Source organism: Vibrio sp. YIC-376 (genome assembly GCF_052353105.1).
GTDB lineage: Bacteria > Pseudomonadota > Gammaproteobacteria > Enterobacterales > Vibrionaceae > Vibrio.
On record NZ_JBBWFK010000002.1, the window covers coordinates 39495 to 61941 of the forward strand.

Sequence of the window (22447 nt, forward strand, 5' to 3'; positions counted from 1 at the left end):
TTACTCGTATCTTTTCTCACGCACCAATTGATTTTTTTCCTTAGTGCTAACGACAACGTGCCAAAAGCAAAAATTGCTAGCCATAAAATATGGCTAGCACAAACGTTAAATACGATTTTGTTAAAAATCACTTTTCAAGTGCAGACTGAATTGCATTCCAGTCTGCAATCTTAAAGTTCTGATTTTCATACTCATAACCAGCATTAACGTTGAAGCCATCCTGAGCAATGAAAAATCCTTTAGGGAATCGATCACCTACCGAGCTTGAAACTGCGTGAATCCCATCCGTCTCGCTAGCTCCATCCAAACCATTCTCGTCGTCAGCCACCAGCGCGAAACTACCAGCGTATTGATAAGCTTCATCAATGTTGTATACCGCGTAAGTGTGATTGCCCTGACTCGACACAATCAAATAGTTCACTATGCCGTTGTTGTAGATGGTGATGCCTTCTGCGTCAGCAACAAGTTGCTTTCCATCCACTTCAATGACCATCTCACCGTCAGTTGCCGCAGATTCATCGGCCGAGAACTTCCACACACCAACATCTTCTTCTCCAACATACAGTGTTGCCGTTGTAGCATCGACAACACAGCCTTCTGGTTGGCTATCGACTTTGAGTCGACGAACAATACGACCTTCAATGCCAGAGTCCTGAACTGTCAAACGCCACTGTTCAATATCTCCGCTCTTGCCGTTAACAAACACATATGGCGTACCGTCTGAAGATTGATAAGTACACAAACCATACACTTCGTTAAGTTCAGATTTGAGCTGTGCCACCTCTTGATGTGTGTTCTCACCTACTACATCCAGAGCTACAATCGGGTTCTGGCTCTCCGTCGGTTCTTGGATTTTGTACAGCGCGATGGTATTAAATTCACGATTGCTCGCCGCTGCTAATGCAAAGCTACCACCATTTGTATCCGTCACAGACTGGATAATATCGACATTGTTTGGCTCCCCTTCATTGAGATATTGAAGTTCTGCACCATTCAGGTCGTAAGCCATTAAACCACCCTGCTTATTGGTCGCAATAATTAGGCTGTTCTCCGGCGCGCTTTGATTGAGCCAAAATGCGGGATCATCTGCCGCATCGCCATCATCGTCCACAGGATCGGTTTCACTGACTACTTTAACCAATGCAATACCCGTCGAGCTTAGGTTTTCTGGGCTCAGTACCTGAGAGATTTGAGTATCACTCATCGAATTTGCTTGATTAAGCGTTTCATAGCTTAGCTTCTCGTAAACCGGCTCACCGGCTTCTGAATTCGCTACCCAAAGACCATCATCTGCAATGCTAAGCGATTTAATCTCAGCTACGCCGTCTAGATGGATATTGGCAGCAAGTTGCCAGTCATCACGGCGATACAGCATCATTCCTTTGCCTTCATCACCAACGACCAGATAACCATTACCGTCAGCCATGTACAAAAGGTCTAAAGCTTCTATTTCTTGCAGATTACCCAGAGGCTCAATACCATCGACCATGCGTCGAGAGTTAATATCTTCAGGATCCGCACCATAAGCCCACACGCCAACATCTTGTTCGGCAACGTACAAGGTCGCGGTTTCATCATCGACAATACAAGCACTTAACTCACCACCCACATCGAGCTCACGTACTGCGATAGGTGTGCCATTATCATCGGTCAGAACACTTTTGATCTCGCCATTTTCGTACTTTAATTTGTACTGCAGTGCCACGCCGTCTTCAGTAACGCCCGTGAGCAACAGCTCGCCATTGGTTGTATTTTTATGCAGACAAACTCCTTCGGCAGAATACTCTGTCGAAAGCGTACCAACCTCGTCAAGAACTACACCATCATCGTAACCAATCGAATAAAAGCCAAAACTGTTGTCATCGGGTAGTGCCAGCGCGAGCAAATCGACCGATTCACCGTTATCATCGCTGATATCGTATCGGATATCCGCGCCAGTGATCTCCAGCCCTTCTAGCTTTTCTATCTCTATGCCCGAGGGGTTATAGACAGCAAGTCCATCACCTTCCAGCGTGACAAACAATAGGCTGTTTTCACGGTTGTCACTATTAATCCAGTAGGCTGAATCACCGATGTCGTCGTAACTAGTGTTAGAAGTTGCTGATGTTGTTAACAACTCAGCTTCTATTGCACCAGCACTCTGAGCTTCGACATAAACGGTTTCGGTATCTTCCAAGTCACAGCCACTTAGCAGTGCAGCAACGATGATTGAACTCAGTATTGAACGACGCATTTTTCTCTCCATGTATTTAAGTCAGGAGAGAATCTAGGAGGAACGCGTGAAAGATTTATGACAAAAAATAAAATTACAATTTAATATCAATGGGTTACATAAGCCCACCTGAAATGATGAGCTTTTCGGACTAAGAATAACACTACGTAATGTCTTACTGCTTCTATCAATAATTTGTCACATTGATATGGGAAGATAGGTCACCTGAGCTTTTTGGACTTTTATCAATCTGCACGCCTAAAATGCGTATTTTACTGACCTGCACACTCTCGAATGAAAATAAAAAACCTAATTACACAATTCAATTACCGACTCTTCGATATCTTTTACGGACTCCGCTGCCACCGATTTTGGCTAGTGATACTGGTTATGTCTCTCACTGCTCTGTTCGCTTTTAACTACGTCAATGGGTATGTAAAACCGCAATCTCAATTAGACTGGCTAGACATTATCGGCGAAGGTTCTTCGACCATCATGGTACTGGTGTGGGTGCTCGTTATCCTCTCAACCCGAGCTCCGGGAAAGATTACCAACTATTTTTCGGTTGGCTTTATCTGTATTTTGCTATCCCTGTCTCAAGATTTCATCGACGAATTTATCAGGCTTGAGTCTTATACAATTGTCGGTAACTTAATGGAATGTATGTTCATTGGCTTAGGCATAGTGACGTATGCTTTCTGGCAATGGCGCAAAGAGCTTTTGGTCATCAATAATTATATTTCTCAACGACGCAAGCTCAATCCAAGAACGCCCATTCATGCTGAGCATTATCGCCTTCCTGATGTTCGCCATCTGCACCAGGCTTTAACCCGTACCAAGCAGATCCCCACGCATAACGAGACCACTTTTCTGTTAGCTATTCATTTAGTCAATGAACGCCAACTCATTCACTCCTTATCGCCAAATGAAGTAAGTAGGTTAACTATCTCAATCTCAGAACTGTTATTTATCACGGCCCGAAGTCATGACTTAGTGTGTCATTGCGTTGCACATCGTTACCTGATTCTGATGGAAAATTGTAATGAAAGTGAGGCATCACAATTCGCCCGGCATTTAGAAGGGTTACTGAATAGTTTTGTCTTCTATCGTGATTCCGGTGGTTTCATTGAACTTAAGTGGCAATGGAGCCTAACCCCAAGTCACGCGCCTACCCATACACCGCAGTCCGCTCAAAAACTGATTCAGGACTCGATGAAACCCTTTAATCAAGTACAAAGTATCTAAAGGTATCTGCGTGAAAGGAAGTCATGCTCATGTACCGCAATGGACTGAGCGAAATGATAAAGTAGTGCCAGCAAGACACCATATCGCTTTGTTGCTTGATCTGCTCAGCAACAGAGGGGTCAATATGCACTACGCGCTACGAAATACAGGCATCTTTTACCAAGACTTGATTGAGCGTGATTTAATGGTGAGCCCCACCCAACTTGCTCGCCTGATTCATAATATGACCAAACTGGAGCAGTTTCCCGACTTGAGTTTTCTGTCTGGACAACAGCTTATTCCCGGCGCTTTTTCAGATTCGAGTCACCTTATCGTCCATGCAGCAACGGTCAGAGAATTGATTGGAAATTTCGTGGCTTATTCTGAGATTTACTTTCCGCTGCTCAAACTTCGGGAACGCGTGGATGAAACAGGTCTCTACTTATTTGAAGAAGATCCTTTTGGTGAAGCCAGTTCATTGAGTTCCGGGGCGCGCATCACTTACCGTCGGTGGTTAATTGAGTATGTCTTTACATCCATTATTTCTGTCACCAATTGGCGCGCAGATCAAAATCTACCCTGGTCTGTAAAAGTAGACTGGAGCGCCCCATGCTGGCAGGAGCAGTACGATGTTTACTGGGGCAAAGTGGAATTCAGGCAGTCAATGGCTTCAATGCACCTTCCCAAAGAATGTCTGGAATTAACCATATCGGATCGATCTTCAACACTTTACAAGGTCGCTCAACAAACAACATCCCCACGACCTTGTGGCTTGCTGAGTTTTATCCGTGATCAACTTCGACAAGATCATCTGCAGGTTCCATCTCTCAATGATCTGTCTGAAATGATGAATATGAGCCCTGCGACCCTGAAAAGAAGACTCAAAAATCACGGTAGTACCTACCGCTCACTTTTGGGAGAGATAAATCGCCAACACGCCATTTATCTGCAAGAAATGAAGAAGTTGGATGATGTCCAAATTGCAAAGAAAATGCAGTTCTTCGATGTTAGTAATTACCGAAGGGCAGTTAAACGTTGGAAAATAGTTTAGCTTGAAGTGCAAAAATCATATCATCTATAGTGTGAAATACTTCCTTAAGGCTGTTTCCATTAAGAATCTACTCTAAATTACGATTTTATATCCTCAGTCTTTAACTCGTTATTATTCAATTTAATTTTAATTCTTAAACTCTTTTCGACTGCAGTAACGCAGTTGCATTCAGAATCGCATCTTTGGTACTAACGTCTATCACTTTGAGCTTTTGGAAACGTTCGGGCTCTTTAATCGCGACATCATGAGCAAATATAACAAACTTCGCTTTCTCGATATCTTTTTGTGTAATTCGATTGATTACACCGTTCGCTCCTTGTGTCTCAATCTTAATTTTAACTTTAAGAGCATATGCTGCTTTCTCTAAAGACTTAGCGGCCAGAAATGTATGAGCTACGCCAGAAGGACAAGACGTCACAGCCAAAACATCAGCTTCACCTTCGCCTTGGACAGAAAAACACGCCAAAGAACGACTAAAATCACTTTCGTCTTCTGTCACTTTCTTCTTCAACGCAATAACAACAAGAGCAGTCGTCAATGACCCAGCAATTGTTCCGATGGTGTAACCAATTTTTCCATCAACTACTGGCAATACGATCCATCCACCCCACGGAGCATGATTCGCAACATGAAATATAAAACCAATCACGTTACCAACAATACCACCAGCTACAATAGCAGGTATGACGCGAGCAGGGTCAGCGGCAGCAAAAGGTATCGCTCCTTCACTAATACCTATTATTCCCATGATACCAGCAGCTTTACCAGCCTCTCGCTCATCCCTTTTGAATTTACTTGGTGATAAGAAAGTAGCGAGAGCCATTCCGAGCGGAGGAGTGCAAATCGCAATTCCGACGCCCCCCATCAGCCAGGGTTGCGTGTTAACTTGTGTCTGAGCAAACAACGTTGCCACTTTGTTAATCGGGCCTCCCATATCAAATGCCGTCATAGCTCCTAATAGCGTCCCGAGCATTATCTTTCCGGATCCCGCCATTCCAGTAAGAACATCATTCATTGCTGTCATTGCGATAGCTATCGGTGATCCAATTACCCACATTACTGTGCCGCAAGTGACAAACGTACCTACTAACGGATATATGAATATAGAGCCAACTGAACTCATGCTATCTGGCAATTGAATTTTCTTTAACAACCAAACAACAAAGCCCGCAATAAAACCAACAACTATTGCTCCCAAAAAACCAGTATTGTAATGACTTACTGCGATCCAAGACCCTATCATCCCAGGTGCAAGGCCTGGCTTGTCAGCAATTGAATAAGCGATGTAAGCGCCAAGTACAGCATTAAACAGCGTCAGGCCAGCAATCCCCATCTGAGCAACATCAGCTAGTATGCCCTCTTGTGGCACTGCCGCGTGTCCAGAGATCATTACAGATAGAGACAACAATACGCCTCCGGCGACAATGAATGGGATCATGTGTGAAGTGCCAAACAGCAGGTGCTCTTTAATTCTCCCTAGCTTATATGCCCAGGGGCTTAAAGGTTCATAAACAGGTTCGAATGACTTTAGTTGAGAAGATTCTGATTGAGATTGAGTATCGGTGAGCATCTCATATACTTCTTCTCGCGATTCAGCAGATTTTAGTTTCTCTACAAAATCATCTTCAATGATTTTCGTAGATATCTGTGCCAGAACTTCTATGTGCTGATGTGCATCACCTTCAGGTGAAGCAAGCATAAAAAACACATCTGATAACTCTCCGTCTTCTGAACCATAGTCAATACCTGTTCGACTAATTCCTACTGCGACTGCTGGCTTTGAGACTGCGTTACTTTTAGCATGTGGAATAGCAATACCATCGTCAAACCCAGTGTTTCCGATCTCTTCTCGCTTCCAAACGTCAGATAAAAACAGTCTTTTGTTATTCAACTTACCTGCAGCTTCTAACATACAGGCAAGCTCTTCAAGAACTTGTTCCTTGGTTTGAGCTTTTAGTTCTAAACAAATCGTTTCCAGCTCTATCAGGTTTGTAATGTCCATTATTTTACCTTGCAGTATTCGCGATCAAATATATAACGAAGAGAGTTGTCGATACAGCACCTTAAGTCGTTTTCGGCACACTACGTGTTCGAATACTATTTTTACAAGTTACACGTAGTACACTGAGTATTAGATTAGTTAGTTACAAGATCAGGATATATAGGACTAAAGGGGCATTAACTGGATTAATGTAACATAAGACGTAAACTGTGATAGGACTCTTTCGTTTATCCAACTTAAATCAATTCAACCAACTGTGGCTATGTTAATATTCGCAAAAAAGAGAATGGAAAAAACATGAAAATAGTTGCGGTAACAGCATGCCCTACTGGCATCGCACATACTTACATGGCTGCAGATGAATTAACAAAAGCTGCTGCTAAGCACAACGTGCAAATTAAGGTCGAAACTCAAGGTGCAATGGGAATAGAGAATCTACTTACCCCTCACGACATAGCTCAAGCTGATCGTGTGCTAATTGTGTCAGATATTGAGATTGAACAGCCTGCCCGCTTTAAGGGGACCAATCACATTCAAATACCAATCGAAGATGTATTACTCAATGTGGACAAAGTGTTCCTTCTCCACTGCCGAGATTAATTGGCCTAATGAACGAGTACCAAATTACATTCTTCGTCAACAACACAAATGCGAGTGCTTACGTTGCACAACCATTGAGTCGGGTTGCAAAAAAATTCAAAAGTGCCCTACACATCATTAACATCACGCAAAATCGCAGCGCTAATTTGACTAAGTCGCTGGCCGTGTTTCAAGTTGGTTTACAGCAAGGCGATTTGTGTCAGATAACCGCTATTGGTATTGATGCAGAACTGGCGTGTTTCGTGATTAAAGACATCATTGCAGAACAGTTCACACTAGTTGGCTCTAATATAAATTATGAATTCTCTAGCAAATTGGCAAAACGCTTACCGCAACTCTGTCCACCTTGTGAAATTCAATGGCATTATGCAAAGGCTCATACTGAACTTACAAAGTTTGAGTGCTTAAAAGGACTAGCTCAGTTAATTCATCCTGCTCATCCAGACGAACTTATCCTTGCATTCATAAAACGCGAGGAACGTTCGTCAACTTGCGTTGCACAGGGAATAGCCTTGCCTCATGTTATGTTTTCTGGAATCGAGCATATATCTATTGCAGTAATATCAAACGAAACTCCAATGAACTGGGAGTCAAAACTAGGAAACGTCGACATTGCTATAGCACTGGTAATTCCCGATAAGCCAACTCGCGACCAAATAGTAGCGGCGACCAACCTCACAAGAAACTTGCTCAACGATAGAATGGCAGAACGTTTACTCCTCACCAAGAGTAGCATCGAATTACAAGCGCTTCTGATGTACGCCACATCGAGACTTTTCACCTAATTAATCTAGGTAATGCCACTATATGATTAGACAGACCCTCGATATTCCGTTGGTGTCCTGCCAGTGCGATTTTTAAACACGCGGCAGAAATAATTTACATCTTTAAATCCACAACGAAGTGATACCTCACTTAGCTTAAAGTTGTATTTTTTCAACATAAACTTGGCACGGTCAACTCTTACCCAAGTGATGTAGTCCGCCAATGTCATGTGCCCTTGCTGACGAAATAAGCGGGACAGGTGATTAGCCGAAATACTGAACCTCTCTGCAATACTGTCCCGAGTTATAGGGCGATGAAAGTTCTCTTGAATGTAGATACAAATTCCCTGGTAGAGATCTTGAACGCGATTGTGACACGGCTTTTCTTCTGGAGCATCCAACATAGTTTTGGCGTACTGCAGTAATGCTTGTAACAATAACTCATCCATTGGCTTTTTCGTATTTTCACGAGCTAAAGCGCTGAGTGCTTCGAGAATGTTATCAATCGCAAATCCTGACCGAGTCTGAATACTGTACTTTTGAATATCGTAGAAACTATCTTCACCTTTCCGTTTACTAACTAAGCTCAAGCCTAATTGGCGCCGACCAAACAGAATACTTAATACTGAACAATCAGTATCCCAATCTGGTTTATTCCAACAGTTTGGCGGAATAAAAATAGCGTCACCTTTATTAGCAGTTATGAGAGTAATTTTCCTGTTATGACTTTCCATTTCATTAATATAGTTTCCATCTAGAACCAATTCTAAACGAGGAAAGTTAACTTGATAGCTAAATTGGGGTGGAGTATGAAAATCACCAGCAAACCAAATACTATGAAACGGTTCTCTTTCATTTAATACAGCAGTAATTAAATCATGGAAAATCATTTTCATATACCCAACAAATTGCCTCTTACATTACTTAACCTAGATATAAACCATACTGGACTTTTGTGCTATTGAGAAAAATCACATTTCGAAAACAAGGTTACAATAATCCAGTAATCGAATCAATTGTCCAGTTAAAAGGCAAAGTTGAAATCGTGTAACCCTCAAAAGACAAAGGCTAAAACTTGGGAACCACCTGCCTTACAGGCAAGAAAGCCAGGTCAAACTTGTACAATAAAAATTAAAGATATGACGATCTAAATCACACTACAATTAGTCAGTTACAATAGTCCAGTAAATGCATTTTTTCTTCACTACAGTCTTCTTCTCGATAGTTTCAAAATACCTCTGAAATAAAAACTATATTCATAGGGGTTCAAAAATGATCACCAAATTAATAAATGAAGACTTAATAAAACTAGACCTTAAAGCAACTTCAAAAGAAGAAGTTTTTAAAGAACTAGTTTCTATTTTACATTCCCAAGGACGTATTTCTGATAACGAAAGATTTCTAGAAGATATTCATGCTCGCGAAGCGCTAGGTAATACCGGTTTTGAAGATGGTGTTGCTATTCCACATGCCAAGAGTGCTGCTGTAATTGAACCAGCAGTTGTAATAGGTGTGAGCAAATCAGGGGTTGAATATGGCGCTGAAGATGGATTGCCTTCTAAATTATTCTTCATGATCGCTTCACCTGACGGTGGCGATAATCATCACATTGAAGTGCTTGCGGAACTTTCCTCCAAGCTCATCGAAGATGGATTTATAGAAGCATTTCTAAATACGTCAACAAACAAGGAAGCACTGGACCTTCTTCTTGCGAAAGAAGATGAACCACAAGCGGCAATTCAAGCAGATCAGGGATTCATCATTGGCGTCACAGGTTGTCCTGCGGGCGTGGCGCACACGTATCTAGCAGCAGAAGCACTGGAGAAGGGTGCTGCGGCAATGGGATATGAAATAAAGGTAGAAACTAACGGTTCTATTGGTGTCAAAAACTCGCCTACAGTAGAAGAAATCGAACGTGCCGATGCCATTGTTGTTGCGTGTGATAAGCAAGTAGACATGAGTAGGTTTGCAGGTAAGCGCGTTGTAAAGACAAACGTTAAAGCCCCTATCCGCGATGCACAAGGAGTGATTAGAGAGGCGTTAGAATCACCTCAATACGATGATGAAGCGGGTAGCAATTCTAAAGTATCTGCTGCAACTAAGGCTTCTCAAGCTCGTTCTGATTTGTACCGATACTTGATGAATGGCGTCTCACATATGATCCCATTTGTTGTGACTGGCGGCTTGTTGATAGCACTTGCTTTGGCTATAGGTGGTGAACCAAGCGAAACAGGCATGGCTATCCCAGAAGGCAGTATGTGGAACCAGATCTTAGAAGTCGGAGTAGTCGCCTTTACACTGATGATACCTATCCTCGCTGGTTATATAGCTTACGCAATCGCTGACCGTCCAGCACTTGCTCCAGGCTTAATTGGTGGTTGGATTGCCAATAACGGTTCTTTTTACGGTGCAGACGCAGGTACTGGCTTCATTGGTGCCATCATCGCAGGTCTTCTTGTCGGTTACTTTGTGAAGTGGATTACATCAATTAATTACCACAAGTTTGTCCAACCGTTGGTGCCAATCATGATCGCACCAATCACAGGATCTTTGTTTATCGCAGGCCTCTTTATTTTTGTTATCGGCGCTCCAATCGCTAGCCTTATGGATGGTTTAACCGCACTGCTTACCAGCTTAAGTACGGGTAACGTTGTTCTACTGGGCATCGTACTAGGTGGTATGGCTGGATTTGATATGGGCGGGCCATTTAACAAAGTCGCATTCCTCTTTTCCGTCGGCATGATTGCTAGTGGTCAAACTCAGTTTATGGGCGCAATGGCATGTGCGATTCCTGTGGCACCGTTAGGTATGGCAATCGCGACTGGTTTAGGACGAAAGTTAGAACTGTTCGAACCATCAGAGCTTGAGACTGGCAAAGCGGCTGGAGCTATGGGCCTCGTAGGCATATCAGAAGGTGCAATCCCATTCGCGGCTCAAGATCCAATGTCTGTGATTCCTGCAAACATACTTGGCTCAATCGTGGCGGCAGTAATGGCCTTCTCATTCGGAATCACTAATAGCGTAGCTCATGGTGGACCAGTTGTTGCTTTGCTTGGCGCGATGAATCACCCATTGCTCGCACTATTTTGTATGGCTGCAGGCGCAACAGTTACCGCTGTTACATGTGTTGCCCTTAAGAAGATCCGCAAAGCCAAACTGATCGCAGCATCAGCTTAACCTCCCTTATCTCTTCTCTCCTGGTCTGAGTAATCCTCAGGCCAGAATTTTCATCCGAGGTAAAAAACTATGTCTGACTTAACGTTGTCCGATACTCGAAAGATTAAAGTCCAAACCGCACGTCCTAAATTCTTCCTAATGAACAATATGATTCAAGAGTACGCTTGGGGGAGTACAACTTCCATTAGCCAATTGTTTGCAGTTGCCAACCCAACCGGCAAGCCTCAAGCCGAGATTTGGATGGGCGCTCATACAAATGGTTGTTCTATGGTGACGGTAAACGGCGAGGAAACTAAACTTTCTTCATTAATCGCAAGCGATATGAATGCTTTTTTAAGCAAAGAAGTCGCGACGCGTTTCGGGGAACTACCGTACCTATTCAAAGTGCTTGCTGCCGAAAAAGCGTTATCTATTCAGGTACACCCAAACAAATCTCAAGCTGAACAAGGATTCTCTAAAGAGGAAAAAAAAGACATCCCTTTGAACGCTAAAAATCGTAACTACAAAGATCCTAATCACAAGCCAGAACTCGTTTACGCACTAACTGATTATCAAGCAATGAACGGATTTCGTCCCATTTCCGAAATCATTAAAAACTTCTCCAGCCTCGCTATACCCGAGCTAAACCGGTTATTAGCTTATTTAGTCAAAAACCAAAACTCTGAAGGACTAAAAACTTTTTTCGCAGGTTTGTTGTCTCTTGAAGGTGAGCAAAAAGAAATGGCATTGACCATGTTACTACTTAAAGCTCGTATTACAGATTCAGAAATATTTAACGTCATCTTAGAGCTGGAAACCCAATATCCTGATGATATCGGCTTATTTTCACCTCTCATATTGAACGTAATTACCTTACTGCCGGGAGAAGCAATGTTCCTGAGCGCAGAAACACCTCACGCTTATTTAAAAGGTACTGGTCTGGAAATAATGGCAAATTCGGACAATGTACTACGAGCCGGTTTAACACCAAAATACATCGACGTTAAAGAGCTCATTTCTTGTACTAGATTTGAAGAAAAGCCGTTCTCTACTCTATTACTAGAACCAGATGAAAAGGATGAAATATTAGAATACCCAATTCCAGTCGATGACTTTAACTTTGCGATCATACCGCGTTCAAATCAGCGTGTGCTTGATGTTCAAACAGCCGAAATTTTACTGCCATTGGACTCTGATTTACTGCTGACCCATAAGAGTGGCGAAACCTGCAGGGTGAAAATGGGAGAATCAGTATTCATCCCTGCTTATGCAGAACACTACACAATGAATAGTGAAGGACGTGTGGCCCGTGCTTATTGTTAATATCTAGGAGGTAGCAATAGAAAGCACCATAGTATTTTTTAACCAGTAATTATGTTACTGGTTTTTTCATTTAACCATACTCCCGCCACACCCTCATCGACGTTCAGCCTTTACCTTGAAATCTAAAAAATTCAATCAAGTATACATTTTCACAAAAACTAATTTTTTAATATTGTCGTTTTACACGAGAAATATCCTCTAGCTTCGTAGGTGCATCTTTCACAAAAAGGATATAAATCACATTTCAGAATAGGTGTTACAAAAGTACAGTATTTGTGTGTTTTTTACTATTTAAGAAAAGTGAAACATTAATTAAATTTAATACATTAGTTCAGTACCAATAAATTAAAAATAATTACAAAACTAACTAACGTCGGCTTAATAAATAAAACCTTTAAATAAACAGATAATAAAGATTTTTAAAGAGTTATCTCAGGTATTATTTGATAACAATAGTGAGCAGTAGTAGCATTTTTAATAGGCTTAAACTCACGTAAAGCTCTAAGCATCGCTTATGTAGTTGAAAAAGGCACCAAGCCAACTGCCCTCTAAATGATAGTGGCTTCAAATAACAGTACTGAACATCATATTCAAGTCCTACAAAAATCATTCAGAAAAATTAACAAATAGTTAGTTAAAAATATTCACCATGAGAAAGAAAAACATCAAAAATTGGACATTTTAATTAATCCATAAGGCGTGAAATCATGAGTACTATAACAGTTCAAGATACAAGCAATGGCGATTTAAAAAAACTTCTGAGTACATTGAAAGGCCACCTTTTATTTGGGACCTCTCACATGCTCCCTTTTATTGTTGCAGGCGGTGTACTACTGGCTTTAGCAGTAATGGCATCAGGTAAAGGTGCAGTTCCGGATGACGGTCTGCTATCAGATATTTCAAATATCGGAATTAAAGGGTTGGTATTATTCCCAATCATTCTTGGTGGCTTCATCGGTTATTCGATTGCAGACAAACCTGCGCTTGCTCCAGCGATGATTTCTTCCGGTATCATGGCAGACATGGGGGGTGGATTTCTAGGCTGTATCGTTGCGGGATTCATCGCGGGTGGCGTAGTATACCAACTCAAAAGGATCCCTCTTTCGGCCAACATGACTGCACTTGGTGCTTACTTTATCTACCCTCTGGTAGGCACGCTCATTTCTGCGGGTGTCGTTTTGTGGGGAATAGGTGAGCCAATAAAAATATTCATGGCTTCGATGAACGAGTTCCTTGCATCCATGGCTGGAGCATCTAAAGTGGTTTTAGGGTCGATTCTTGGAGGCATGACTGCTTTCGATATGGGCGGCCCAATAAACAAAGTAGCAACGCTATTCGCTCAAACCCAAGTTGACACCCAGCCTTGGTTAATGGGTGGGGTGGGTATTGCTATCTGTACGCCACCACTTGGTATGGCACTAGCTACGTTCCTATTCAAAAAGAAGTTCACTAAACAAGAGCAAGAAGCAGGTAAAGCAGCAGCCATCATGGGCTCGATAGGAATCTCTGAGGGCGCTATTCCATTCGCAGCAAACGATCCTTTACGCGTGCTTCCTTCAATTGTTGCAGGTGGTATCGTTGGCTGTGTATTCGGTTTTTTAACTAACGTACTACTTCATGCGCCCTGGGGTGGCTTAATCACAGCACCAGTTTCAAGTAATATCCCAATGTACGTTGTAGGTATCGCGCTAGGCTCCCTAACGACAGCACTCATCGTCGGATTCTGGAAACCAGCTGTGGAAGAAGAGCTTGAAATGATCATAGAGCAAGCGGCTCCTGCTCAAATTCATGCAACACCATCAACTGGTGAAGGCGAATACGACATCGTTGCGGTTACTTGTTGTCCATCAGGCGTTGCACACACATTCATGGCAGCAAAAGCACTAGAAAAAGCAGGTGCGAAGGCTGGATTCAAGATCAAAGTAGAAACTCAAGGTCAGAACGGCATTCAGAACCGTATTTCTGATTTAGATATTGCCAACGCGAAACTGGTGATACTTGCTCACGACATTCAAGTGAAAGATGCTTTCCGCTTCAAAAATGCAAGAGTAATTGAATGCTCTACTAAAGAAGCGATGCGCAACGCATCAACTCTGATTGAAGCTTAAAACCTTAAGCTCCTGCCCCCAAGAGCCCTTCCCCCGAAGGGCTCTTTTTTTAAAACTCTCCCAACCTCAAACCTTAGCTAACTATCGCGTGTAGATTGCAAGTCAAAATGCTCATGGGCGTCTTATAGGCTACAAATTTTCAAATCAAACGCAGAGGTACCGAATCAGTCTCTACTCTCACTTATGAAAACCAAAAGCCAATACCCTAAAGATTCTCCGCCTAAAACAGGAAAACCTATATCTAACCTTTCTATTATTGTTATTTTATTACCATTATGAAATTTAAATTAAATTTTAAAGGCTAAATTGACAACCAATGAGATCCAATCTAGATTAAAAATATATTAATGTAATTTAGTTTCACAAGGAGTGAACTATGCTACCAGCAATAAAAGAGTTGTTTGTATCTGAAAAGGACTATGCAGGTCGAGACATCGATGTTGTGATCATGCGTCTAGCTCGACAAACGAGAACAGATCCGCTTGTTTGGTCATATATCCGAGAGTTATCCGTATACGAAAATACCTCAAATGGAATGAGAGTTTACCCTCATGAGTTGAAGAAGTACGCCTCTTAATTTTATCATTTAAAGCAGTTGAAATTGGAAGCCGAAAGTCCGATGTAATACCATTACGTGAATACCGTTATTTTTCATATAGTTACTCTTTTGCTAACAGCTCCCCTAATGATAGAGCTTCGTGTAACTGGGCTATTCATAAGAATGTCGTAACAAACAAGGTTATACTCTAACGGTAGAAATAATTTGCTGCATGACCAAATCACTAACTAACACCGAGCTATCACTAAAAAGTGATACAAAACCACTAATCAAATGGCTATATACAAAGAAGCAAAAGTCGTCTTTAAAAATATAATGGATGAACATATTCTTTAGCTTAGAACGAATTAAATTTGGGAGAGTTGTGTGGATAGTTAGTTGGATTGGACTTAGGCGTTTAGGTGTATAGTTAGCTAGGCAGTTAACTCCCTAACATTTCATGGAAAGTCGAACACAACACTGGTCCGCTGCGTTCCAATATATCTTAGAAAAAAAGATGGGGCCTCCCCCGTTAAAACTCAGGCCCCAAAAGCAGTAAGTGCTATTTTCTGCTAAGAATGAAATTATAAAAAAGCTCGCAGTCGTATAAGGTTTTACTTCATTACGCGTTTTTTGGCTCGGTTCCAGCGAGAGTCTAATTTTTCAAGAGCTTCTTCGAAGTTACGTGATGTCATTACATCTTGGATGTAACCACCAGCGTAGAAGTCAATTTTAGAGCGGTTGTTAACCTCAATAAACGTAGATGAAGACACCGGTGTTTGAATTACAATAGGCTCGTAGCTCATATATTCATTAAGCTGTGCTAACGAAGGTTGCTTGGATTTCAAAGTTGGGATAAAGCCAGCAATTTTGTCAAAATCCGATTCTTCAATAAGGAACTTCAAGTAAGCTTTCGCTGTTTCTTTGTTTTTTGAGTGATGGCTAACGGCATACGCCCAATCATGATTCATTTGCGCTTTTAAAACGCCGGAGTCGTCTGCTGGGATTGGCATAAATCCGATATTCTCAGACTTCGCGCCACGTTCAATGACTTGAGGAATAACCCAATTCCCTAAGTAGTACATAGCTGCATCACCTTTCGCAATTGCATTTTTAGAGTCTTCCCAGGAGTTAGTCATCAGATCTTTTTCTGTGAGACCTTCGTCAATTAATCTCTTAAGAACACTAAGTGAGGTATTGTAGGCAGTATCACCTGAAAACGGCTTGTCTTGCTCCAACATTTTCTCATACACATCATCACTACCTTCGACAACTAATGGAAATTTATCCCATTGCTGAAGTGGCCACTGAGCGCCAAAGTTAATATAAAGTGGAATCTGGCCATTTTCCTTGATCTTCTTAGCCGCCTCGAAGAAACCAGATAAGGTTTTAATTGGAACTTCTACACCTGCCGATGCGAGTACTTCTTTGTTATAAACTAACCCTTCCACTGAGTTACCCATGGACACACCATAGGATTTCCCATCATTTTCCCAAGCATCAAAGAAGTAAACTTCATCACCCGAGTAAATATCGTTTAGTGGTTCGTAAAAGTTTCCATACTGTTCTGATGGCACTGAAGGAAGAATTAATAGCAAATCACCATAATCACCTGTGTTCATTCGTGGTCGAATACCACCTTGGTAATCCGCAAATGCGAACACATTCACTTTCGAAACGTTCGGATAAAGTTTCTTAAACTCCGCTTCATATCTATCGTATACACCAGCCTCTAGTAGATCTGTTCGATTGGTATAAAAAGTAATCTCACCTTTAACTTGCTCAACCTTAATCCCATCGGTTACCGCAGCATTAGCCACGCCATAAAGACCAAATAAAATCGATCCGGCAATGAGTGTCTTTGAAATCGCAGGTACAAATTTTTTCATTCTTCTTCTCCGTATTAACCCCAGTGATATCTAGGCATTTTTGTTTCAGTACCAAAATAATAACGTTACGGTTTTAAATTGACAATTAAGATTACCATGAACGTGATAACAATCACTGTAACATTTAAACAGAAAGCAATTAAAAATCACATAAAACTTTTAATATCAATATATTATAATAGTTTAATCAACAAAAAATCTCATGTTAAGTTAAAGTGATACTAATCACATTTATACAATAACCTTGCACTAAAACACAAAATCGAAACGTTACCATTATCTAGTTGGATTATTTAATACACAATGGATTGGACATAAAAAACACAAAAAAGGACACCCTGAATATGAAAGCGATCTATTACGCCCTACCATTCGCTCTAGGTTTATCAGCCTGTAATTCAACACAAGTGAATCACTCTACCGAGCAGCCTTTTCTCTTGGATTCAATGGACAGCTTTGTCGTTCAAGAAGGCACGCAACTTACCTTAAATGGTCAGACATACCGTTTTGCAGGAACCAATAACTACTACATGCACTACAGGTCAAACGACATGATTACCGCTGTGTTGGATGATGCAAAAGCAATGGGGCTTAACTCTATACGTATATGGGGTTTTATGGAAGGTGTCAGCCACGAGCATACCATGCAAGCAAAGCCATACGTGTATACGGCACCAAATAATGTAAATAACGCGCTTGAAAGGCTGGACTTTACCATTGCAGAAGCGAAAAAGCGGGGTATTCGCGTTGTGATTGCCATGACCAATAACTGGGGTGATTTTGGCGGAATGCAACAATACGTTGATTGGTTTAATGGAACACATCATGACGATTTTTATCGTAGCAAAGAGATTAAAGAAGCTTATAAGAGCTACGTAAAACACCTTATCGAACACAAAAACCAGTACACAGGTATCGCAAACAAAGATGAAACAGCGATCATGACTTGGGAACTGGCGAATGAACCGAGAGCTCAATCAGACACCAGTGGTGATCTGCTATACCAATGGACTAAAGAGATGAGCGATTACGTTCGCTCGTTAGCACCAAACCAGTTAATCGCATTAGGCAGTGAGGGATTCTTTACAAGAAGCGGCGAAGAAGATTGGACATATAACGGTAATGAAGGCGTAGACTGGGAACGCATTATCACTCTACCGAATATTAGTTATGGCACCTTCCACCTCTATCCAGAGCATTGGGGAAAACACGACGCAGAGCAATGGGGAACAAAGTGGATCCAAGACCATGCAGCAGCAGCACAGGCAGCTAACAAGCCAGCGGTTCTTGAAGAGTATGGTATTGGAAAAAATGAGCCGCAGAATCGTGATTTTATCTATAAAAAGTGGACTCAAACGGCTTACGAAGAAGGCTTAGCCGGAAGTATGTTCTGGATTCTGACAGGCTACGAGCCAAATCAGAAGGACAATCTCTACCCTGATTACGATGGCTTCAGAATTTTAAACGACGGTGGTACGACAGCCCAGATTCTCACTAACCATTCTCGCCAAATGCGTGGAATGAAATACAGTGAAGAAGATACGGTATATATCACTTACCCAATCGATGGCATGAAAGTTTCAAACGCAAATTTCAAAGTAAGTGCCTACCCTTTCACGACAAATGGCAATAATCTGGAATCGATTCAACTTCGAGTACCAAAAATCAACCAAACAATAGAAATGACTGATATTGATGGGGATGGATATTACGAAACGACTTTAGATTCATCTAATGTGGGTTACGGTGAACACTCACTAATCGCTGTCGCAAACTTCGAAAAAGGAGAGCGCAAAACTCAAAAAGTCAAGATCGTAGTGGACAGACCAATAAAAGGTTACGAAATAGGAACCCAATACGACTTTGAAAATGGTTCTGCGTCTGGATGGGAAAAAGAAGGGACTTGGCAAGCTAGTTGGAAAAATCCTGCTCTTGAGGTAACTGATGATCTTGGCAGTAAGATGCTTAAACTCAACGTGGTTTGGTCTGGTAAAAATGACTGGGAGGAACTGAAGCTTCGAAATATGTCTATTCCAGACTTCGGACAGCATACCAAAATGAGATATGACCTCTACGTTCCAACAAATGCAAACAATAAAGGTGGATTAAGACCCTATGCTGCCTTAGGTGACGGGTGGGTAAAACTAGACACCGACAAACATCGAGTCGCAGTAAAAGATTTAGAAACAGTTACGCTAAATGGTAAGTCATTCTACAAACAAACAGTTGAAATCGAACTAGGTGACATTTCAACTAAATTGCCGGATATATTTCTCTGTATTGTTGGCGACAAGTTTGAGTTAGATGGTTCGGTTTATATTGATAACATCGAATTTCTCAAACCAGTCTATTGATATTCATATACAAAGAGGTTCCCTTGACCTTTTTACATTCAGCCACTCTTCAAATAGCAAACGCCTAACCTCAGATAGAGGTTAGGCTCTGCACTCACCGCATGTTGATTTGAGTGACTCCAAATACTTACCGCTAGAAATCAATTAAAAAGAACCTAAGCATTACGAACTCTACACCACTACAAGGAAAGACAATATGTATAGAACTAGCAGCTTAGCCTCAGCTATAGCTTTAGCTTTGATCACAACTCATCTCATAGGTTGTAATGGAAGTTCTGACGGTGATCCGACGGCTTATATTTCGCCATCTGGCAACGGCATAAGTAGTGCCGCCATTTCTTATCAAGATAATGAGGTTTATCTAAATGGAGTTAACGTTGCGTGGTTGGATTATGCAAATGATTTCGGAAACGGAATAAATGAAAGCGCGTTAAATACGCTTCTAGATCAAGTTAAAGAGGCGGGAGGGAACACCATACGTTGGTGGATACATGTTAATGGTAGTCAAAGTCCTGTTTGGAATGAGCAGCATACCGCTATCGCTCCAGCAACTGAACAAACACAAATAATTGATGACATTGAACGCGCCCTTGACCTAGCTCAGGCTAAAGGTATCTATATCATGCCTTGCCTTTGGTCATTTGATATGCTCGCTCAATCACAATTAAATATGAGTAGTGCTATAGTGCAGGCAAACTATTCCCTGCTAAATAATGAAGATGTTCGTCAAAGCTATATTAATAATTTTATATCTCCTCTTTTAGATAGGGTGGCTGGCCACCCTGCACTTATCGCTATTGATTTATTTAATGAGCCTGAGAATATGACAGAGTCTTGGTTCATTGAACGAGAAGGTCTAGAACCTTCTTTGATTCCAAACCTTAATGATATACATACCACAACTGCAGTCTTCAGTAACGCGATACACGAAAAAGCTCATCAACTAAATAAACAAGTCCTAGTTACAACTGGGCCAAAATCACTGGGGATGTTCAATACCGATGGATTTGGTGGTACTAACTATTATTCTGATGAGAATATGATTGTACTTGGTGGCTCAGAAGCACCGTTAGATTTTTATGCTCCCCATTATTACGATGACCTAGGTAAAAATGGTGCCTGGTCTCCCTTCTACCATAAGGCGAGCTATTGGGAGTTAAACAAACCTATCGTTATTGGCGAATTCTTCGCTGATAAAAATGCTTATAAGCCTGCTGAGTTCAACTATTTTAATGACCCAGTTGCAGAGGAACAGCTCTGTATAAGATTAAACGATAATAATTATGCTGGCGGCATCTCTTGGCAATGGAACAACGAGTACAACGAATCCGTTTTAAACTGCGTCCGCGCACTAAGTAAGGCCTCCGAACCATCTGATAGCAGTGCTCGCTTCGATTTTGAAACTGGTGATATACCCGAAGGGTTTATCGCAGTATCAGAGACATCGGGTGATATTCAGTTGAGTGTTACCTCTACTAACGGTCATTCAAGTAGTAATGCGTTAAGCTTAGCTATTAACGACCAACCAGGAGAAAAAAAGAGCTATCTACACCTTCCATGTTCATCACTTGATACCTCAGAATTAACAAGCATAAATATATGGGTTTATATAACCGCAGAGGCAGCATCTTCGGGCTATAGTGGCGGAAAGTTGTACGCAAAAACAGGCGATAGTTGGCAATGGAGCGAAAGTGAGTGGATAAATGTTGCACCGGAAGAGTGGACACTTTTTAGCTGGTCTCCTGCTCAAGCGCTTACAGAGATTCAAGAAGTTGGCTTACAACTCTACGCAGGTGACCAAACAGACGCGGCAAACAACGTAAAAGTTTATATCGATGACATCAGCATGATAAGTAAACCTTAATCCCGTACAAAAAACACATATTAAAAGAGATAAAATACAAGGGATAACCTTACATTATCCCTTTATCGTTTTTCGCTGGTACCTAAATATATTGAACCACTCAACCCTATGTAATAATTCTAAGCGATCAGTTACTTCAGCTTGGTTATAAACGATCCTTTAAAGTACAGCAGACGCTCTATATAGCATTACATCAGAAGTCGCATTGATTACATTCACTTCGCCAGGTCGCTGATAAAATGCACTGCCAGGCCCAGAATAATGCTGCTGGTTGCTGAGTTTTACTTCGCCACTTAATACAAACCAAATACATGCTCCCTCATAAGTAGGAGTAGTAAGTGACTGACCAGCTGTTAAATGGTATTCGCGCAGGCGGAAGTCATCGACAGGTACCACATATTCAAAACTACCGTCGTCATTCTTCTGAGGTTCAACAGTCATAGGTATTACCGGTGAGAAATCTGTAATAGCTAACAGTTCGTCAATGTCTACATGTTTAGGCGTCAAACCGCAACGAACCACATTATCCGAGTTCGCCATCAGTTCAATATTTTGTCCTTCAAGATAAGCATGTGGAACGCCTGCCCCTTGAAATACTACGCTTCCTTTTGGAACATACATCAAGTTCATGATAAATATCATAATAAGGCCAGCGTCAAGATTCATTCCTTCTCGCTCAATTCTGTCCACAGCTCGCATAAACCAGAATAAAGACTCCGACTTTGTTATTTCATTTTGACAATATGCACCTTTATACTTATTAATTAACGGACAAAGCAAGTTTACTAAGTCCGATTGGGACAGCGAAAAGATAGATGCAACAAAGCCTTTAATACCTAACTCTTGATATAACTCAGCGAGCGGTATCAATGACTTGTGTCTTCTTAGCTCCACCTCAACTTCCGTAACGTTACGGAATCCATGTAACAGATAAAAATCAGACAACGCTAACATCAACTCCGGTTTGTGGTTATCGTCTTTATAACTGCGTTTATCCGAACTTTTGTTCATTGCATTCTCTCGTGCATAACCGCGTTTTGCCTGCTCAATAGTAGGATGAACCTGAATTGATAACGGCTCTTTAACATCCAATACTTTAAGTAGATAAGGTAAACGACTACCATATCTCTGTACTTGAGTCTTGCCTAAACGGTACTCAGGTTCTGCTTGAATCCAAGCGGTCAACGTAGAACCATCAACTAAGGTTGATGACCCTAACAAATGATCTCCAAGCCACAACTCTGCAATCGGTTCGTTTACCTGGTCCATTCCTAATAAAAGTGGTAAGTAATGAACTCCGCCCCAATCATATTTTTTAACTGCACTTTTTATTTCGATCATCTTACACTCCTACCAAAGGTC

General features: G+C 41.5%; 15 protein-coding genes. 10 read left to right on the forward strand and 5 right to left on the reverse strand.

Annotation, left to right across the window (positions count from 1 at the left end; translation table 11 throughout):
• Nucleotides 1-127: 127 nt before the first annotated feature.
• Nucleotides 128-2233, reverse strand: a complete 2106-nt coding sequence (locus WJM94_RS04455; RefSeq protein ID WP_444493034.1) for a phytase — start codon at nucleotides 2231-2233, stop codon at nucleotides 128-130.
• Between the two features lie 369 nt (nucleotides 2234-2602).
• Here WJM94_RS04455 and WJM94_RS04460 point away from each other — a divergent pair, with 369 nt between their 5' ends.
• Nucleotides 2603-3457, forward strand: coding sequence for a hypothetical protein (locus WJM94_RS04460; RefSeq protein WP_444493035.1), 855 nt, complete (start codon nucleotides 2603-2605; stop codon nucleotides 3455-3457).
• Nucleotides 3458-3467: 10 nt separating this feature from the next.
• The gene (locus WJM94_RS04465; RefSeq protein WP_444493036.1) at nucleotides 3468-4487 is read left to right on the forward strand and encodes an AraC family transcriptional regulator ligand-binding domain-containing protein; all 1020 of its coding nucleotides are present in this window, start codon (nucleotides 3468-3470) and stop codon (nucleotides 4485-4487) included.
• A gap of 133 nt (nucleotides 4488-4620) precedes the next feature.
• On the opposite strand, the gene WJM94_RS04470 is transcribed toward WJM94_RS04465, so the two are convergent.
• Nucleotides 4621-6489: a fructose-specific PTS transporter subunit EIIC gene (locus WJM94_RS04470; protein WP_444493037.1), complete on the reverse strand. Its 1869-nt coding sequence runs from the start codon at nucleotides 6487-6489 to the stop codon at nucleotides 4621-4623.
• A gap of 297 nt (nucleotides 6490-6786) precedes the next feature.
• Here WJM94_RS04470 and WJM94_RS04475 point away from each other — a divergent pair, with 297 nt between their 5' ends.
• Together WJM94_RS04475 and WJM94_RS04480 are read left to right on the forward strand one after the other, a co-directional pair.
• Nucleotides 6787-7089, forward strand: a complete 303-nt coding sequence (locus WJM94_RS04475; RefSeq protein ID WP_065301436.1) for a PTS fructose transporter subunit IIB — start codon at nucleotides 6787-6789, stop codon at nucleotides 7087-7089.
• Nucleotides 7090-7097: 8 nt separating this feature from the next.
• A complete protein-coding gene (locus tag WJM94_RS04480; protein ID WP_444493038.1) occupies nucleotides 7098-7874 on the forward strand; it encodes a PTS sugar transporter subunit IIA in 777 nt (258 codons plus the stop codon).
• 26 nt (nucleotides 7875-7900) lie between these two features.
• Here the strand turns inward: WJM94_RS04480 and WJM94_RS04485 are convergent, their stop codons facing one another.
• The gene (locus tag WJM94_RS04485; protein WP_258519870.1) at nucleotides 7901-8743 is read right to left on the reverse strand and encodes a helix-turn-helix transcriptional regulator; all 843 of its coding nucleotides are present in this window, start codon (nucleotides 8741-8743) and stop codon (nucleotides 7901-7903) included.
• A gap of 382 nt (nucleotides 8744-9125) precedes the next feature.
• On the opposite strand from WJM94_RS04485, the gene WJM94_RS04490 reads away from it, so the two are divergent.
• The 4 genes from WJM94_RS04490 (at nucleotide 9126) to WJM94_RS04505 (ending at nucleotide 15017) form a co-directional block, all read left to right on the forward strand.
• Entirely contained in the window at nucleotides 9126-11030 is a 1905-nt protein-coding gene (locus tag WJM94_RS04490; protein ID WP_444493039.1) for a PTS fructose transporter subunit IIABC, read from the forward strand.
• A 69-nt stretch (nucleotides 11031-11099) separates the two neighbouring features.
• Nucleotides 11100-12332, forward strand: coding sequence for a mannose-6-phosphate isomerase, class I (gene manA, locus WJM94_RS04495; protein ID WP_444493040.1), 1233 nt, complete (start codon nucleotides 11100-11102; stop codon nucleotides 12330-12332).
• Between the two features lie 707 nt (nucleotides 12333-13039).
• Nucleotides 13040-14440 carry a fructose-specific PTS transporter subunit EIIC gene (locus WJM94_RS04500; RefSeq protein WP_444493041.1) on the forward strand — a complete coding sequence of 467 codons (1401 nt, stop codon included), beginning with the start codon at nucleotides 13040-13042 and terminating at the stop codon, nucleotides 14438-14440.
• Between the two features lie 376 nt (nucleotides 14441-14816).
• The gene (locus WJM94_RS04505) at nucleotides 14817-15017 is read left to right on the forward strand and encodes a hypothetical protein (protein ID WP_065301442.1); all 201 of its coding nucleotides are present in this window, start codon (nucleotides 14817-14819) and stop codon (nucleotides 15015-15017) included.
• Between the two features lie 575 nt (nucleotides 15018-15592).
• On the opposite strand, the gene WJM94_RS04510 is transcribed toward WJM94_RS04505, so the two are convergent.
• Nucleotides 15593-16867, reverse strand: a complete 1275-nt coding sequence (locus WJM94_RS04510) for an ABC transporter substrate-binding protein (protein ID WP_444493042.1) — start codon at nucleotides 16865-16867, stop codon at nucleotides 15593-15595.
• A 344-nt stretch (nucleotides 16868-17211) separates the two neighbouring features.
• On the opposite strand from WJM94_RS04510, the gene WJM94_RS04515 reads away from it, so the two are divergent.
• Together WJM94_RS04515 and WJM94_RS04520 are read left to right on the forward strand one after the other, a co-directional pair.
• Nucleotides 17212-19221 carry a cellulase family glycosylhydrolase gene (locus WJM94_RS04515; protein WP_444493043.1) on the forward strand — a complete coding sequence of 670 codons (2010 nt, stop codon included), beginning with the start codon at nucleotides 17212-17214 and terminating at the stop codon, nucleotides 19219-19221.
• A 196-nt stretch (nucleotides 19222-19417) separates the two neighbouring features.
• Nucleotides 19418-21085 (forward strand): hypothetical protein, encoded by a 1668-nt coding sequence (locus tag WJM94_RS04520; protein WP_444493044.1) that lies wholly within the window; start codon nucleotides 19418-19420, stop codon nucleotides 21083-21085.
• A 159-nt stretch (nucleotides 21086-21244) separates the two neighbouring features.
• Here WJM94_RS04520 and manA (WJM94_RS04525) read toward each other — a convergent pair whose 3' ends face one another.
• Nucleotides 21245-22426, reverse strand: a complete 1182-nt coding sequence (gene manA / locus WJM94_RS04525; protein WP_444493045.1) for a mannose-6-phosphate isomerase, class I — start codon at nucleotides 22424-22426, stop codon at nucleotides 21245-21247.
• Nucleotides 22427-22447: the final 21 nt, after the last annotated feature.